General features: G+C 68.0%; 15 protein-coding genes and 3 pseudogenes. 10 read left to right on the top strand and 8 right to left on the bottom strand.

Features of this window, described 5'->3' with window-relative positions:
- A partial coding sequence (locus SSP08S_RS52675) for a GNAT family N-acetyltransferase (RefSeq protein ID WP_019075710.1) occupies positions 1–267 on the top strand: 267 nt, incomplete at its 5' end.
- Between the two features lie 217 nt (positions 268–484).
- Here the strand turns inward: SSP08S_RS52675 and SSP08S_RS52670 are convergent.
- The 4 genes from SSP08S_RS52670 to SSP08S_RS52655 form a co-directional block, all read right to left on the bottom strand.
- A complete protein-coding gene (locus SSP08S_RS52670; RefSeq protein ID WP_019075709.1) occupies positions 485–844 on the bottom strand; it encodes a hypothetical protein in 360 nt (119 codons plus the stop codon).
- 337 nt (positions 845–1,181) lie between these two features.
- Positions 1,182–1,904: a response regulator transcription factor gene (locus SSP08S_RS52665; RefSeq protein ID WP_019075708.1), complete on the bottom strand. Its 723-nt coding sequence runs from the start codon at positions 1,902–1,904 to the stop codon at positions 1,182–1,184.
- Positions 1,901–3,004 carry a sensor histidine kinase gene (locus SSP08S_RS57840; RefSeq protein WP_019075707.1) on the bottom strand — a complete coding sequence of 368 codons (1,104 nt, stop codon included), beginning with the start codon at positions 3,002–3,004 and terminating at the stop codon, positions 1,901–1,903. The genes SSP08S_RS52665 and SSP08S_RS57840 overlap by 4 nt, the downstream gene beginning before the upstream one ends.
- Before the next feature lie 237 nt (positions 3,005–3,241).
- On the bottom strand, positions 3,242–3,757 hold the full coding sequence (locus tag SSP08S_RS52655; protein WP_019075706.1) for a hypothetical protein: 516 nt from the start codon (positions 3,755–3,757) through the stop codon (positions 3,242–3,244).
- Positions 3,758–4,106: 349 nt separating this feature from the next.
- Between SSP08S_RS52655 and SSP08S_RS57835 the strand changes: the two genes are divergently transcribed.
- Complete coding sequence (locus tag SSP08S_RS57835; protein WP_158697351.1) at positions 4,107–4,469, top strand: NADPH-dependent FMN reductase; 363 nt, start codon at positions 4,107–4,109, stop codon at positions 4,467–4,469.
- A 161-nt stretch (positions 4,470–4,630) separates the two neighbouring features.
- Here SSP08S_RS57835 and SSP08S_RS52645 read toward each other — a convergent pair whose 3' ends face one another.
- Positions 4,631–5,197, bottom strand: coding sequence for a TetR/AcrR family transcriptional regulator (locus SSP08S_RS52645; RefSeq protein ID WP_019075705.1), 567 nt, complete (start codon positions 5,195–5,197; stop codon positions 4,631–4,633).
- A 124-nt stretch (positions 5,198–5,321) separates the two neighbouring features.
- Between SSP08S_RS52645 and SSP08S_RS52640 the strand changes: the two genes are divergently transcribed.
- Positions 5,322–6,278, top strand: a complete 957-nt coding sequence (locus SSP08S_RS52640; protein ID WP_019075704.1) for an NADP-dependent oxidoreductase — start codon at positions 5,322–5,324, stop codon at positions 6,276–6,278.
- Between the two features lie 225 nt (positions 6,279–6,503).
- On the opposite strand, the gene SSP08S_RS52635 is transcribed toward SSP08S_RS52640, so the two are convergent.
- Positions 6,504–7,412: a LysR family transcriptional regulator gene (locus tag SSP08S_RS52635; protein WP_019075703.1), complete on the bottom strand. Its 909-nt coding sequence runs from the start codon at positions 7,410–7,412 to the stop codon at positions 6,504–6,506.
- A 98-nt stretch (positions 7,413–7,510) separates the two neighbouring features.
- Here SSP08S_RS52635 and SSP08S_RS52630 point away from each other — a divergent pair, with 98 nt between their 5' ends.
- The 6 genes and pseudogenes from SSP08S_RS52630 (at position 7,511) to SSP08S_RS52610 (ending at position 10,959) form a co-directional block, all read left to right on the top strand.
- Entirely contained in the window at positions 7,511–8,014 is a 504-nt protein-coding gene (locus tag SSP08S_RS52630) for a GNAT family N-acetyltransferase (RefSeq protein WP_043260452.1), read from the top strand.
- A gap of 68 nt (positions 8,015–8,082) precedes the next feature.
- Positions 8,083–8,466: pseudogene (locus SSP08S_RS60485) on the top strand (transposase family protein); the annotation flags it as partial.
- Positions 8,435–9,163, top strand: a pseudogene (locus tag SSP08S_RS57830) (class I SAM-dependent methyltransferase). The pseudogenes SSP08S_RS60485 and SSP08S_RS57830, both read left to right, overlap by 32 nt.
- A gap of 157 nt (positions 9,164–9,320) precedes the next feature.
- Positions 9,321–9,812 carry a MaoC family dehydratase gene (locus SSP08S_RS52620; protein WP_019075699.1) on the top strand — a complete coding sequence of 164 codons (492 nt, stop codon included), beginning with the start codon at positions 9,321–9,323 and terminating at the stop codon, positions 9,810–9,812.
- A gap of 426 nt (positions 9,813–10,238) precedes the next feature.
- Positions 10,239–10,469 (top strand): annotated as a pseudogene (locus tag SSP08S_RS57825) (hypothetical protein).
- The gene (locus SSP08S_RS52610; RefSeq protein WP_019075697.1) at positions 10,447–10,959 is read left to right on the top strand and encodes a DUF6879 family protein; all 513 of its coding nucleotides are present in this window, start codon (positions 10,447–10,449) and stop codon (positions 10,957–10,959) included. The pseudogene SSP08S_RS57825 and the gene SSP08S_RS52610 overlap by 23 nt, the downstream one beginning before the upstream one ends.
- A 30-nt stretch (positions 10,960–10,989) precedes the next feature.
- Here SSP08S_RS52610 and SSP08S_RS52605 read toward each other — a convergent pair whose 3' ends face one another.
- Positions 10,990–11,544, bottom strand: coding sequence for a flavoprotein (locus SSP08S_RS52605; protein ID WP_019075696.1), 555 nt, complete (start codon positions 11,542–11,544; stop codon positions 10,990–10,992).
- Positions 11,541–12,812 (bottom strand): helix-turn-helix domain-containing protein, encoded by a 1,272-nt coding sequence (locus tag SSP08S_RS57820; RefSeq protein WP_026179586.1) that lies wholly within the window; start codon positions 12,810–12,812, stop codon positions 11,541–11,543. The genes SSP08S_RS52605 and SSP08S_RS57820 overlap by 4 nt, the downstream gene beginning before the upstream one ends.
- 175 nt (positions 12,813–12,987) lie before the next feature.
- Here SSP08S_RS57820 and SSP08S_RS52595 point away from each other — a divergent pair, with 175 nt between their 5' ends.
- Positions 12,988–13,425, top strand: a complete 438-nt coding sequence (locus SSP08S_RS52595; protein WP_019075693.1) for an ATP-binding protein — start codon at positions 12,988–12,990, stop codon at positions 13,423–13,425.
- Positions 13,426–13,445 lie beyond the last annotated feature (20 nt).

Here is a 13,445-nt window from a genome sequence, read left to right as displayed (position 1 = left end):
GATGCGGTGTGGGGCCACGGTTATGCGACCGAGGCCGCGCGCGCTCTGCTGCGGTGGGCATTCGACACGCTCGACCTCAATCGCGTCCAGGCTGAAGCTGATACGCGCAACGTGGCTTCTGCCCGCGTGCTGGAGAAGCTCGGCTTCATGCGTGAGGGGACCTTGCGGGAAGATTGCGTCGTCAACGGCGAGGTCTCCGACTCATGGGTCTACGGGCTGCTCAGGCGGGAGTGGCGACCGGCGTCCGAGCCCGCTCCCGCCCGCTGAATCCCATCGCCCGGCACCTGGTATCGACGCCCCGAAGCACTGATCACTGCGCCTCATCCAAACTCAACGACGAACCGGGTAAAAGCTCACGTCTCGCCCTCTGAGGGTGATGGGCCACAGCTTCAACACGCGCTTCTAAGCAGCGGAAACCGCCCACAGCAACTGAAGTTCCTGGGCGGCTGTCCTTGGCCACGGAACTTGATTGGTGGCTGGTGACTCACTCTTCCAGCGACGACGGCCAGACATACCCGAAGGCTTCGGCGCACTCTCGATAGCCGCCGAGAACCACCGCGCCGTTCAGGGGGTGCGGGCGCCGGACGGCAGCGACGATACGTTCGGCCTGGAACTCGGGGCTCTCCTCAGTCACCGCGAACCCGATCTTCAACTGGATGAAGGGATCGGCGCTCTCACGCGGAACATGCAGGGAGACAAGGACCTGTCCAGGGTCCGAGTCCCACACTGAGACCCAGAACGTGTCACTGTTCCATGCGGCCAGGGGATTCGGCACGATGAGCAACTGCTGATGCACCAGGTCAGCGACATCCCACGCCAGCGAAGGCCGCTCTGCCAGAGCCACAGTGCTCCCCTTATTCGAACCTGTGCGCCCCGGCCTGGAGCGCACACGTGCCGCGAACATGATCGACCGCATCCTACCGACGTGGCGGCTGGTCACGCGGGCGAGTGTCTGAGCCGTCAAACCTCAGCGTCAAGGAAAGCGACCTCGCGCAAAGGCAAATCGCCGAGCCACCGGTGTCTCACTCAATCCAGTCCGCGCAGGTCAACACGATCCGGTCGACTAACTTCGTTGCGACCAGTCACTGACCGATCGTCTCTTTGATGACGAAGGGCCCTTGCCGCTTCACCGAACTGCGACGGCGGCGGGCCATTGCCCGCCGCCGTCCGTCGCGGCGTCTTCAGTCCCAGGGCTCGGCCAAGTTGTTGCGATAGGCGTAGCCGACGGCCTGGGCACGGTCGGCTGCGCCGATCTTGGTGAAGATGCGGTTGATGTGCGTCTTCACCGTGGCCGGGCTGACGACGAGCCGGGCACAGATCTCCGCGTTGGACAGGCCCCAGGCGATGAGGGTGAGTACCTGGGTCTCGCGCGGGGTCAGGCCGTCGGAAGGCGCGGGAGTTTGCGGCGTGGGGACCTGTTTTCGCTGCGCGGCGGGCGGTGCGACCTCGCTTGTCTGCACGGCCGCGACCAGGCGGGCCTGTACCTCGGGATCGAGCCAGATGCGGCCGTCGTGGACGCTGGTGATGGCGTCCTCGATCGCGTCGTCGTCGGCGTCCTTGGTGAGATAGCCCCGCGCTCCCGCCTGCAGTGCCGGGAAGACGGAGTCGTCGTCGGCGTAGGTGGTCAGCACGAGTACCTTGCAGCCGGGTACCTGCTCACGCAGTGCCGCAGTGGCCGCGACACCGTTGAGGACCGGCATGTTCAGGTCCATCAGTACTACGTCCGGGGCCAGTTGTCCGGCGAGCAGCACCGCTTCCGCACCGTCACGGGCTGCGCCGACCACCTCGATGCCGTCCAGCATGTCGATCAGCAGGACCAGGCCCTTGCGTACGATCTGCTGATCGTCCGCGACCAGTACTTTGATCTTCTCGCCGTCAGATGCCGTCTTGCCGGGCTCCGTCACGCGGGTATCTCCATCCGTACTTCCCATCCATGCGCTGTCGGCCCCGCGTGCAGGGTGCCGCCGACCCCGGTCACGCGTTCGCGCATGCCGGTCAGCCCCAGGCCGGAGCCTTCGGCCAGTGCCGCCCGGACCGGTCCCGGCCCGGTGCGGCGGTCTTCGACGGTCAGGATTGTGGCCCTGGGCTCGTAGACGAGCGACACCGTGGCCTGCGCGTCACGTGCATAGCGGACCGTATTGGTCAACGCCTCCTGCACACCGCGGTACAGAGCTTCACCAGCGTCGGGCTGCAGCTCCCGGTGCGGCCCGATCACGGACAGCGTCACGTCGAGCTCCAGGTCCACCCGATAGCGTTCGACCAGTTCGGGCAGCCGATCGAGAGAGGGCACGCGCTCTCCGCGCAGCGCCCGCACAGCCCGGCGCGCATCGGCCACACCCTCCTTGACCAGCTCACCGGCCCGGTCCAGCAGCCCCCGCAGATCCCCGCTCGCCCGGTCGCGCCGGGCCATCCGCCGGGCGGCCTGCATCTGCACGGCCAGTCCGGACAGGGTATGGGCGAGCACGTCGTGCAGATCCTGGGCGATACGGGTGCGTTCGGCCAGCGCCGCCGCCTCGGTCTCCGCCTCCCGGGCATCCTCAAGCTGGGCCAGCAGCACTGTGACGGCCACCTCGTTGATGATCGACTGCCGTACCACGATGCCCACGACGGCCAGGATGACGCCGAACAGGACCTGATGCAGGAAGTTGTCGGTACCGCCGTCCAACCCGACCGCCGCCGCGCCGGTCAGACAGCCCATGACGACGACCGCGAGCACAGTGGCCGCCCATCGCTCCAGGATGAGGAAGGCCGTCAGGACCACGACGGACGGTGGCAGGGTGGACATCGAGCCGGGCTGCAGGATGCCCAGAGCAAACCCGAAGCCGTCCACCAGCACGCAGAACACCAGGCAGCGGGCAGGACGACCGGTGAGGGGCCACAGGTTCGACGCGACCGCGGCCATGGGCAGCAGACAGCCAACGAGCACCAGGGTGACTGCCAGGTGCCTGCCTCTGACGCCGGGGGCGGGGGAAGCGTGCAGGGACTGGACGGCGATGGCGGCCATGACTCCCCACAACACCGGCTGCATACGCCGGCCCCTGCCTTCGCGTCGCTCCCGGGCACCGGCAAGAGCCACGGCCAGCCGTGGACTGACCGGGCCCGCCGGCTGAAGTATGTCCGTCACTTCTGAAGAATAGGTGCGCGCTGCGCCACTGATCGCAAAGCCCGGCCCGGGCCCGCGAACGCGGAACCGGGCCAGGGCGGAGTGTGTTGCGAGCGGCGGTCTGCCGGTTGCCACGCTTCAGGCCACGGCGGGGGTGACAACGGGGGAGGTAAGCCGGTAGGCCCGGACGCGCACCACCACCAGGCGGCACACCACCTGAGTGACGGCCATCAGCAGCAGCGCGGCGGTCCAGGCGGCGGCGCCGGTGATCAGGTTGTCGCGGCTGAACTGCGCAATCGTGTGAGCGCCGCTGTGCTCGGCCCAGTACACGAAGGCCGAACGCGCGCCCATGCCCAGCACCCACAGAAGGGCAGCCAGCCACCCGGCTTTGGAGTACGCGGCGCCGTCCTCGGTCAGGCTGACGCGGGTGGCCAGTCCACTGGCCAGCCCGAGCACTATGCCCATCGTGACGCCGAAGAGGTCCAGCTGAACGTCGTGACCCCCGGCCGGGAAGGAATGAAGATAGTGCGCAGCCGCGGCGCTGACGGACACCAGCGGCAGCAGGAGCGTACGGGGCGTCAGACGGCCGCCGCGCATCTGCGGAATCACCAGAAGGATCAGGGCGGCGGAGATGAGGTAGTCAGTCGTCGTCATGGCGAAGAGCTTGCCGCCCGCAGCGCCGCACGGCCTCGGCCCGCGGGTTGACTCCTGGTTTGATACCTGGCGTCAACCCACGGGTTGACGCACGAGACCGCCCAGGTCACGTCAGCCCGTGGCCGAGCAGGCAGAGCTCGCGGGCCGGGTCGTCCTCCCATGGCACCGGCACCGGGAGCCGTCCCCACGGCCGTACCGTCCCGCGATCACCCGTGCGGAGGCGCGCAGTTCGGCCTCTGGACCATGAATGAGTGGTGCGCATTGCGACGTTGTGGATCATGGGGCTGGTCTGCGCGAGCTTCGGGCTGGTCGGCCGCCGGTGTCCACGGTGGAGATCGGGGCGACGCCGATGATCAGCCTCAGAACGTCGACGGCCCGTGGACCTCGCCGAGGTAGCACTGCCGTTCCTGGACGAGTCGCGCAACCCGCCCTTGGTCAGTGCGAGCACGAACACACGCGCCGCTGGAGCCGGACGGCCAGCGGCTACGACGGGTCTCTCCTCGTCTTCCCGCAGTACAGCTGGGGCCACCCCGCGGTTCTGAAGAACGCCCTCGGCTTCCTCTACGCGGAGTGGCGCGACAAGCCCGCCTCCGTCGCCAGTTGCGGCAACCGTGTCGCCGCCCAGCTGCGCCGTGTGCTCCAAGGGCTGCACATGCACATCATCGACCAGAACCTCAAGCTGGTCGTCACCGACGAGGACAAGGACGAGTAACTTACGGACGTCGCCGCCACCTTGCAGCCGTTCACCGAGCAGGTACGACTGGTGGACGCCCAGCTGACCGAGCTCCTCACCGACGACCAGCAGTATTCGGCGGTCAGCAGCCGCCTGGCGCCAGTCGGGCAGAGCCCGGATGCGTCGGCCTCGATCCGCGCTCAGTCCGGCCGGTCCGTGGCCCGGAGGCCGTCCATCAGGAGGTTCAGCAAGCGGTCGGCCTGCGCTTCGCGCTCGGGTCGGGGGGCCACGGTGAAGATGCCGATGAGGGCGGCGGCGATGTCTTCGGCGGTGACGTCGGAGCGGAGGTCGCCCGCCGCGCGGCCGGCGTCGAGCATCCTGGTGATGGCCGTCAGGAGCTCGGTCCGAGTCTGCACATGGGCGATCTCACCCGACTCAATCATCGCGAGCAGCGTGTCGAGCATGCCGTTCTTGGTCGCGATCCAGTCCCCGAACAAGTCCATCCAGCGCCGCATTGCCGCAGCCGGGGCCAGCCGACCGAGCAGCTCGTGGGCGCCGGTCGTCAGCCGCCCGACCTGGTCCCGATAGACCGCGTCGACCAGTGATTCGCGGGTAGGGAAGTGCCGGTAGAGCGTGGCGATGCCGACTCCGGCCTCACGGGCGATCGCGCGCATCGACGGCTCGGCGTCCGCCGAGGCGAACACGCGAGTCGCCACAGCGAGCAGCTGGTCACGATTGCGGGCCGCGTCCGCCCGTGGCGCGCGCATCTCCGCGCCAGACGAAACGGAACGCGATCCGCTTATGTTACGGTCATCCATGTAAACGGAGCATAGTCCGTTTTAGTGCGTCCGCGCGTCCACCGCGTACGCAGGTCCAAGGAGACAGAGGAACATGCAGGAACAGAGCAATCAGATGCCGACGGGTCGCAGCAGGGCGGTCCAGCTCGATGCGTTCGGCGGCCCCGACGTCCTTGACGTCCGCGAGGTTCCCGCACCGCAGGCCGGCCCGGGACAGGTCCGCGTGCGGGTCACCGCGGCCGGTCTGAATCCGATGGACTGGTTCATGACCGCCGACGCGGACACCGCCGCCCGCTTCGGCCTGACCGTCCCGTCCGGCTTCGGGACCGACTACGCGGGAGTGGTCGACCAGGTCGGCGACGGGGTGAGCGGCTTCACGTCCGGCGACCGGGTCTTCGGGGGCGCCCTGTCCCGCGCGGTCGCCGACTTCGTGGTGGTCGACTCATCCGGGGACACCGCGGCGAACGAGGTCCACCACACGCCCGACGGCGTCGACGACCGCATCGCCGCCACCCTCACGATCGCGGGCCGCACGGCATCCGCCGCCCTCGCCGCGATCAACCCCGGTCCGGACGACACCGTGCTGATCGGCGGCGCCGGAGGCGGGGTCGGGGTGTTCGCCGTCCAGCTCGCCCGGATCGCCGGAGCGCGCGTGATCGGGACGGGATCGCCGTCCTCGGCTGACTACCTGCGCGAACTCGGAGCCGAACCGGTCGCCTACGGCGACGGCCTGGCCGACCGGGTCCGTGCCCTCGCTCCCGACGGCGTCACCGCCGCCATGGACCTGCACGGAGAGGAGACCGTGCACGTCGCACGGGAACTCGGCGTCCCGGACAAGCGGATCTGCACCATCGCAGCACAGATCGACGGCGTCACAGCGGCCAACGGCGCGAACGCGGCTCCCGGCACCCTGGAAGAGATCGCGCGCCTGGTTGTGACGGGTCGACTCCGCGTGCCCGTCGAGGCGAGTTTCGCGATCGAGGAGATCCGCCGGGCCGTCGAGCTCCAGGCCGGCCGACGCGTGAAGGGCAAGGTCGTCATCGACCTTTGAGCGGGCGGTTCGTGAGTCTTGAGTTGATCTGGTGATGTGTTCGGGTGAGTGAACACAAGCCGTATCCGAGTGACTTGGAGGCTGCACGGATAGGGGCGGTTTCGGGGGCGTCGGCTTGGGCTGTTGTTGCAGCGGTGGGTGCTCCAGGCACGGCGGATGAGGCTGCGCACGATACGCCTTCGATTGGCCCTTGCTTGGAGGTGCTCGCTCCAAGTCAGCGCACGCTCATCGTCCGGTCGTGGCAATGGCCTGTCTGGACTCAGATGCTGCGATGAAGGCTTGTAGAAGAGGACGGTCGTCTCCTCGGCGGGTGGCCATCAAGATCCGGCTCACGGTAGGAGGCCCGTCGAGTTCGAGCCTGCGGGCGCCTGCTGGGAGCAGCGTCGTGACGCTGTAGGGGGCGATGCTGACGCCGAGGCCGGCCGCGACGAACATGATGATGGTGTGCCAGTTCGAGCACTCCTGCGCGACCTGGACGTCGATGCCGGCGTTTCTCAACGGCTGCGTGTTCAAGTCGAACGCGTGAGTTCCTGCTGAACGCGGGAACAGGATCAGCGGGTCAGCGGCCAGCGCCCCTGCTTCCACGCGGTCACCCCTTGCGGCGGGGTGCTCTGTGGGGATGACGGCGACGAACCGTTCCGATGCCAGTAGAGAAAGTTCGATGGCGTCGCGCTCCTCGGCGTCCCGCACGATCCCGACGTCGGCCGTACCCCGCTCCAGGGCCGCCAGGACATCGGTGGTGAAACCGTCGTGAAGTTTGACCTGGACGTCCGGGCGGCGGCAGGAGAAGGCACGGAGGTGTTCGCTGACGATCGCCGTGGCGGAGGTGATGAAGGCGACGTCCAGACGCCCGGCCTCACCTCGGCCGACGCGCCCGGCCTCGTCGAGGTCGGCCGCCAGACGGCCCAGAAGGTTCCGGGCCCTTGGCTGGAACGCCGCTCCCGCCTCTGTGAGTCGAACACTTCGAGAGGTCCGCCGGAACAGCTCGACGCCGACGATCTTCTCAAGCTGCCTGATCTGCTGGGACAGGGCGGGCTGAGCGATGTGCAGCCGCTGGGCGGCGCGGCCGAAGTGCAGTTCCTCAGCCACAGCCACAAAGTACCGCAGATGACGGAGCTCGATTCGCTGATCCATAGTTTGAGCTTATTGATAGAGGCCAAGGTGTGTATTGGACACATGGGTGAGTGAAGTCGGAGGCTACGGAAAGCCACACCGGAAAGGGAACCCTTCGCATGCCGCACACCTCTGCCCCAACCATGATCTCCTCGATCGGCTCACAGAGTGACGCAGACGCGTTCTACGCGCTGAACGAGGAGTGGATCTCGCGTCTGTTCACGCTGCAGGAAGAGGACCTGGCCGTGCTCGGAGATCCGTTCGGCCGCATCGTGGGCCCGGGCGGCGACGTACTCATGGCGCGCGAGCCGGGCAGCGGCACTGTAGTTGGGTGCGTCGCACTTCTGGCCTATCCGGACGCCGTGTTCGAGTTGGCGAAGATGGCCGTGGCTCCCGCCGCACAAGGACGCGGCATCGGCCGCCAACTCATAGCCGCAGCGATCGACCGCGCCCGGGCACTCGATGGGACCCGGTTGTTCCTCGGCACGAACAGCATGCTGGCCCCCGCCGTTCACCTCTACGAGGACGCTGGGTTCGGCAGGATCACCCGCGACCGTCTCCCCGTGGCCGACTACTACGCCCGCGCCGACATCCTCATGGAACTGCATGACGGCGCTCTGTGATCACTGGGAAACCTGTGCCTGCGCTTCCCTCATGGCTGACCTAACCGCTTTGGGACCAATTCGCGACCCTGCTGCCGGTGCGGCCGGTCTACGATCCGGCCCACCCGCTGGGCTGCCACCGCCGCCGGGTCAGCGACCGGATCGTCTTCGACAAACTGCTGCAGGTGCTGCGTTTCGCCTGCTCCTACCAAGCCATCGCCGATTCCACCTGCTCAGCCACCACGATCCGAGGCCGTCGCGACGAGTGGATCCGGCTCGGCGCCTTCGCCCAGCTCAGGGAGATCGTCCTGAACGCCTACGACCGAATCGTCGGTCTCGTGCTGGAGCAGATCGCCATCGACGGGTCGATCACAAAGGCCCCCGGAGGCGGGGAAGCCGCCGGACGTTCGCCCGTCGACCGAGGCAAACGGGGCGTACGACCTGTCGGCCGCTGCTCAGTACGAGGCAAGCCGCCCTTCGTATCCGCCCGCGCTTTTCGACTTTGTCGAGGAGTCCCTGAGCCGTCCCCTGGCAGGTGCCCGCGTCGCCGACGTCGGCGCGGGCACCGGAATCGCGACCTCCCTGTTGCGGGAGCGGGGTGCCGATGTGGTCGCCGTCGAGCCTGGTGACGCGATGGCCGCCGAGTTTCGCCGGGTGCTCCCGGATGTGCCGATCCTCCGAGGAGACGGCAATGCCCTGCCACTCGCCGATGCCTCGCACGACCTCGTCACCTACGCGCAGTCCTGGCAGTGGACCGACACCGGCCGCTCCGTCCCGAAGGCCCTGCGGGTCCTGCGCACGGGCGGGGTGCTCGCGATCTGATGGAACACCACCGCCTTCGATGTGCCATGGATCCGCGCCCAGCATGAACGCATCACACACCACTGCGGGGTTCCCGCTCGCTCCGCGGCGCGCCCCGACGACGGCGAGGCCATCCGGCTCGCGGAGTTGACCGGACTGCTGGTTGTGCGCCGACAGATCCGCTGGCATCGGACCGACACCCTTGCCACCCGCCTCGCCATCAGCAACGGCTCGGCGTTCCTGGTTCTCGGCCAGACTGCGAACCGGGCCATCCTCACCGAGGAGCGCAGGCGACCGCGGGGGGATTTCCCTGACGAACTGGTGGCCGAGACCTATGTCGTTGATGTGTTGGTGGCCCCTCGACCGTGACCATGCGACGGGCCAGCAGACAGCTCAGGGCAGCACGGCTGCCTTGGCCGATCCTGGATCATTCCGTGCGTTCGGGCCGGCAGCCGTCCGTTACCGTACGCCCCATCGTCCACCACGCCTCGCCGAGTTCGGCGGGGAACCGAGTGAGAGGGCGTCCATGCCGACGACCGTCCCTGCCCCCACCGACAACTTCACCCACCCCATCGAGGACCGCTACTTCGAGGACTACGTGCCGGGCGCCGTGCACGTCTTCGGCAGCAGCACCCTCACCGAACAGGACATCCTCGACTTTGCCCGGCGCTTCGACACCCAGAGCTTCCACACCGATCCCGTGGCGGCGCAGGCCGGACCGTTCCAGGGGCTGATCGCCAGCGGCTGGCACACCACCGCCGTCATGATGCGCCTGTACGCCGACCACTACCTCAGCAAGGTCGCCTCGCTCGCATCCCCCGGTGTCGACGAACTCCGCTGGCAGCGGCCAGTGCGACCAGGTGACACCCTCTCCGTGCGGGCCACAATCACCCACACCCGCATCTCCCGTTCCAAGCCCGATCGGGGCATCGTGCACACCCAGGTCGAGGTCCTCAACCAGCACGGCGAAACAGTGCTCACCATGACCGTCATGAACATGCTGGGGCGCAGGCCGTAGCGGCTCTCGGCAGGGGCGCGCACAGGGCGACGGTGCCGGTCATCGCCACGGCCCGCAGCCGACGGGCTGCCCGGTTGTCACCCACCGAGGCAAAGCGCAACTGGTGATTCACCAAAGCGATCCGCACGCGTCCATCGACGTGCGATTTCAGCCGCTACCCAACCTAGGACGACATCTCTCCCCACGGGCTTAAGGAAGAGAGCACAGCACTCGAATCCGGCCCACCCCTGAGTGGCTGTGGACGCGAGAGTCGCGTACATGGCCACCTGAGGCTGCTGCCGCCGGTCCACTCCCCGTCGCTCTGATGCCGACCGCGTAAGGTCAACTCCCGTATGCCTGGCAAGTTTCGGCAAGTTCCTGGCTCCACGGCGCACCCACGGGCAAGCTCTGGCACAGAGATCGTTACCGGCATCCGAGGAGGACATCATGGCCCTGCGCAAGCTCGGTAAGGACCCGGAGAGTCCCAGTGGCGGCTCCCCCACCATCTACCTCGACGAGGAGAAGGACAGCTACCTCGTGCAGGGGCTGAAGGTGGAGGACATCGAGCGCCTCGGGCAGATGGACATCCCCGGCCACGAGTAGGTAGCGAAGATCCGCCAGTGCGTCGTGCAGTTCTTCCTGGAGGTGAAGAAGGTTGACGAGGACCCCGACGTTTGAGGAGCTGTTCCGCGACTGCCAGCGGACGGCCGTCCACCTTGAGATGCGCGACGCCTACATGAAGTCGGACCCGGCCTTCATCGACTGGAAGGCCGGCATCACGCTCGACCCGGCCGAGCGCTGGAGCGACTGGCACGCCATCGTCACCGAGGCGACCTCGCGAAGCGTCAAGGTCCGCCGGGCCCGCGTCGTCTCGACTCCCGTCAGCGAGTACATCCGTTTCGAGTACAACGTGACGGACGGACTCAACATCGCCGCCGGGGAGCACGTCCGCTGGCTCTCCAGGCGAAACGCCACGGACCTCGCACTCCCGGGCAAGGACTTCTGGCTCTTCGACTCCAACCTCGTCCTCGTCAACCACTTCGACGGCGAAGGCGAGAACATGCAGGTGGAACTCACCGACGACCCTGCGGTCACGAAGCTCTGCGAGTCGGCCTTCGAGGCCGTATGGGCGCGGGCAACACCCCACGCAGAGTTCCAGTTGGCCTGACAGCACCAATGACGCCTGCAACGCCGCCGATCACGTCCGTGCCGACGGCTCAGGGGCCAAGAGGTCCAACGCTTCCTCCCACTGGAAGCGGTCGGCGCCACCGCCCGCTTTGGGCTTGTGTGGTTCGTACGAACCGACCAGCACTCCCATCCCCCGCAGCCGTGCCAGGCTCTGCTGGTAAGCGGGGTGGGCGGACTGTGCCGCGTTCAGGTACGGCAGTACGGCGGTGGGGATACCCATGCCGTACGCCTCGCACAGGATGCCCAGGGCGAGAGTGTCGGAGATCCCAGCGGCCCATTTGTTGACCGTGTTGAACGTGGCCGGCACAACGGCGATCGCATCCGCGGGTGGCAGAGGGCGGGCCTCGCCGGGCGTGCGCCAGGCGGAGCGGATCGGGTAGCCGGTCTGGGTCTCGATCGCCTCGACATCGAGGAAGCCCAAGCCCTGCGGGGTGGCGACGACACCGACGTCCCAATGCCGTTCCTGCGCTGCGGTGATCAGCTTGCCGACGTCGCCGGCGATTCCGCACGCGCACACGACGACGTACAGGAAGGGCTTCTTGTCCGGGGTGTTCGGCTCGGTCACGCGGGGACTCCCAGTTGGCGGCTGAAGTGGTGCAGTTCGGGCAGCGTACGACGGCGGTCGCGGGAGGCCATGTCGGCGACCAGGTCGCGCACGGCGGGGCGGCGGACGTCCTGGGCGGCGCAGGTCTCGGCGATCCGCAGGGCCTGGTAGCCGTCGGAGAGGCGGCCCTGCTGGCTGTAGGCGCGGGCCGTCTCCACCCACAGGGCCGCTCGGCGTTCGGGGACGGGGATGTGCCGGCGCATGAGGGGCCGGGCCGCTTGCAGGGCGAGGCCCGCGTCGCCGAAGGCCACCAGGGAGCTGAGCTCGTGGAGGGCGACGTTGGTGGGGCTGAAGTTGGCCCAGGCGTCGGGACGGTCGAGGGAGACGTACCGGGCCACTTCTTTGGCCTCGGCGAGAAACTCCTCGGTTGCCGCGCGGTCGCCTCCGCCGCTGGCCGCGGTCACCCCGCGCAGCAACAGCAGCCCCACTGCGGCAAGGTATTTGGGGGAGCGACGGTCGTAGGAGCCGACGAGTTGGTCGGCTGTGTGCCGGACGAGGGTGACGGCCTGGGCGGTGTGCTTCTCGCGGGCCAGGACGTGGGCCTGCACGCGGACACTGGAGGCGAGGACCACTGGGTCGCCGGAGCGTTCGGCCTCGGCCATCGCGCGGCCGACCGCGAGCCAGGCGTTGCCCTGGTCGTGCTGTTTGAGCAGCAGGCTGGTCGAGGTCTGGTACGCGGTGGCCAGAAGCGCGGACAACGTGTCGCTGTCCGTCGCGGCACTGGAGGCGAGCCGCAGGTTGGCGATCAGCCCGGGCAGGGTGCGTTCGAGTTCCGTGTAGTCGCAGGTGTAGAAGAGCCTGCGGGCCGCGCCGACCTGCTCACGGAGTACTGCCGTGGCCAAGGGGGCGCCGGTGCTCGCCGGGTACAGGCCCGGCAGGAGCGCTTGTACGAGGTCGTCGTGGGCGGCGGCCGAAGTGGCCGGGGTCGCGAGTGCGGCGATGCTCGCGGCAAGGAAAGTGCGGCGGTGCATGTCTTCGGTTTCGGGGTCGGCGGTAGAGGGATCAGGGGCCGCAGCAAGACCCAACTGCTGGGGCGGAATCTTGAGTTCCTGAGCAACAGCGCGCAGGACGCGAATGTCCTCCGTGCCGCGTCCGCTCTCCAGGCGGCTCACCTTGGACTGGTGGTAGCCCAGCACGGCGGCGACGTCCTTCTGCGAGCGCCGCTGTAACACCCGTGCCTGACGGATCACTTCGCCGATCCGTCTCGCTTCGCCATGTCCTTCGGGCATCTGCCACGGCCCCTTCCGCCGTCGCCGATCCTGCCTGCCCAACCGAGCGTAGATCAGGCGCACTTCACCGTCATGCAGCTCCTGCATAACCGATGCAGCGCCGGCACCTGGGCTAACCACCCACCGCCACCGGCTGGTTGCGTGATGTGGCCGCACCTACCCCGGGAGGCCGCTCATGGCAGCGCACCAGCTCACCCTGTCCGTACCCACCACACCAACCGCGGTCACCACCGTCCGGCACCAGGCGATGAACGCGATAACAGGCTGGGAGGCGGAGCTGGACGACGAGCTGATGCACACCGTCGAGCTGCTGATCAGCGAGTTGGTCACCAACGCGGTCCGCCACGCCGGCCCCGGCCAGATCTCGATGACCGTGCGGCTCGTAGAAGCCGTCCTACGCGTAGAGGTCAGCGACTCCAGCCCCGCGCTGCCCCAGCTCGGTTTCCCGGACGAGTGCAGCGAGAACGGCCGCGGTCTGTTCCTCGTCGCAGCTCTGGCCGACCGGTACGGCGCCGAGCCGACGCCGACGGGCAAGCGGTGCTGGGCCGAGATCGACCTGTCCTCCGGCTCGAACCAGAAAAACGCCATCTCCCTTCCTCTGCAGAGGAGTTGACTGTGACAACCACCGCCTCC

Origin of the sequence: Streptomyces hokutonensis (assembly GCF_000376565.1) — a bacterium.
Lineage (GTDB): Bacteria > Actinomycetota > Actinomycetes > Streptomycetales > Streptomycetaceae > Streptomyces > Streptomyces hokutonensis.
The sequence above is the reverse complement of the archived record's forward strand: the minus strand, read 5'-3'. Positions and strand labels throughout refer to the sequence as shown.

Bases quoted from the DNA above. Each gene is read 5' to 3' on its own strand.
- SSP08S_RS57835 (WP_158697351.1), top strand. From the start codon at position 4,107: ATGATCAGCCTCAGAACGTCGACGGCCCGTGGACCTCGCCGAGGTAGC.
- SSP08S_RS57840 (WP_019075707.1), bottom strand. From the start codon at position 3,004: ATGGCCGCCATCGCCGTCCAGTCCCTGCACGCTTCCCCCGCCCCCGGC.
- SSP08S_RS52645 (WP_019075705.1), bottom strand. From the start codon at position 5,197: ATGCGCGCGCCACGGGCGGACGCGGCCCGCAATCGTGACCAGCTGCTC.
- SSP08S_RS52655 (WP_019075706.1), bottom strand. From the start codon at position 3,757: ATGACGACGACTGACTACCTCATCTCCGCCGCCCTGATCCTTCTGGTG.
- SSP08S_RS57820 (WP_026179586.1), bottom strand. From the start codon at position 12,812: ATGCCCGAAGGACATGGCGAAGCGAGACGGATCGGCGAAGTGATCCGT.
- SSP08S_RS52595 (WP_019075693.1), top strand. From the start codon at position 12,988: ATGGCAGCGCACCAGCTCACCCTGTCCGTACCCACCACACCAACCGCG.
- SSP08S_RS52620 (WP_019075699.1), top strand. From the start codon at position 9,321: ATGCCGACGACCGTCCCTGCCCCCACCGACAACTTCACCCACCCCATC.
- SSP08S_RS52635 (WP_019075703.1), bottom strand. From the start codon at position 7,412: ATGGATCAGCGAATCGAGCTCCGTCATCTGCGGTACTTTGTGGCTGTG.
- SSP08S_RS52640 (WP_019075704.1), top strand. From the start codon at position 5,322: ATGCAGGAACAGAGCAATCAGATGCCGACGGGTCGCAGCAGGGCGGTC.
- SSP08S_RS52630 (WP_043260452.1), top strand. From the start codon at position 7,511: ATGCCGCACACCTCTGCCCCAACCATGATCTCCTCGATCGGCTCACAG.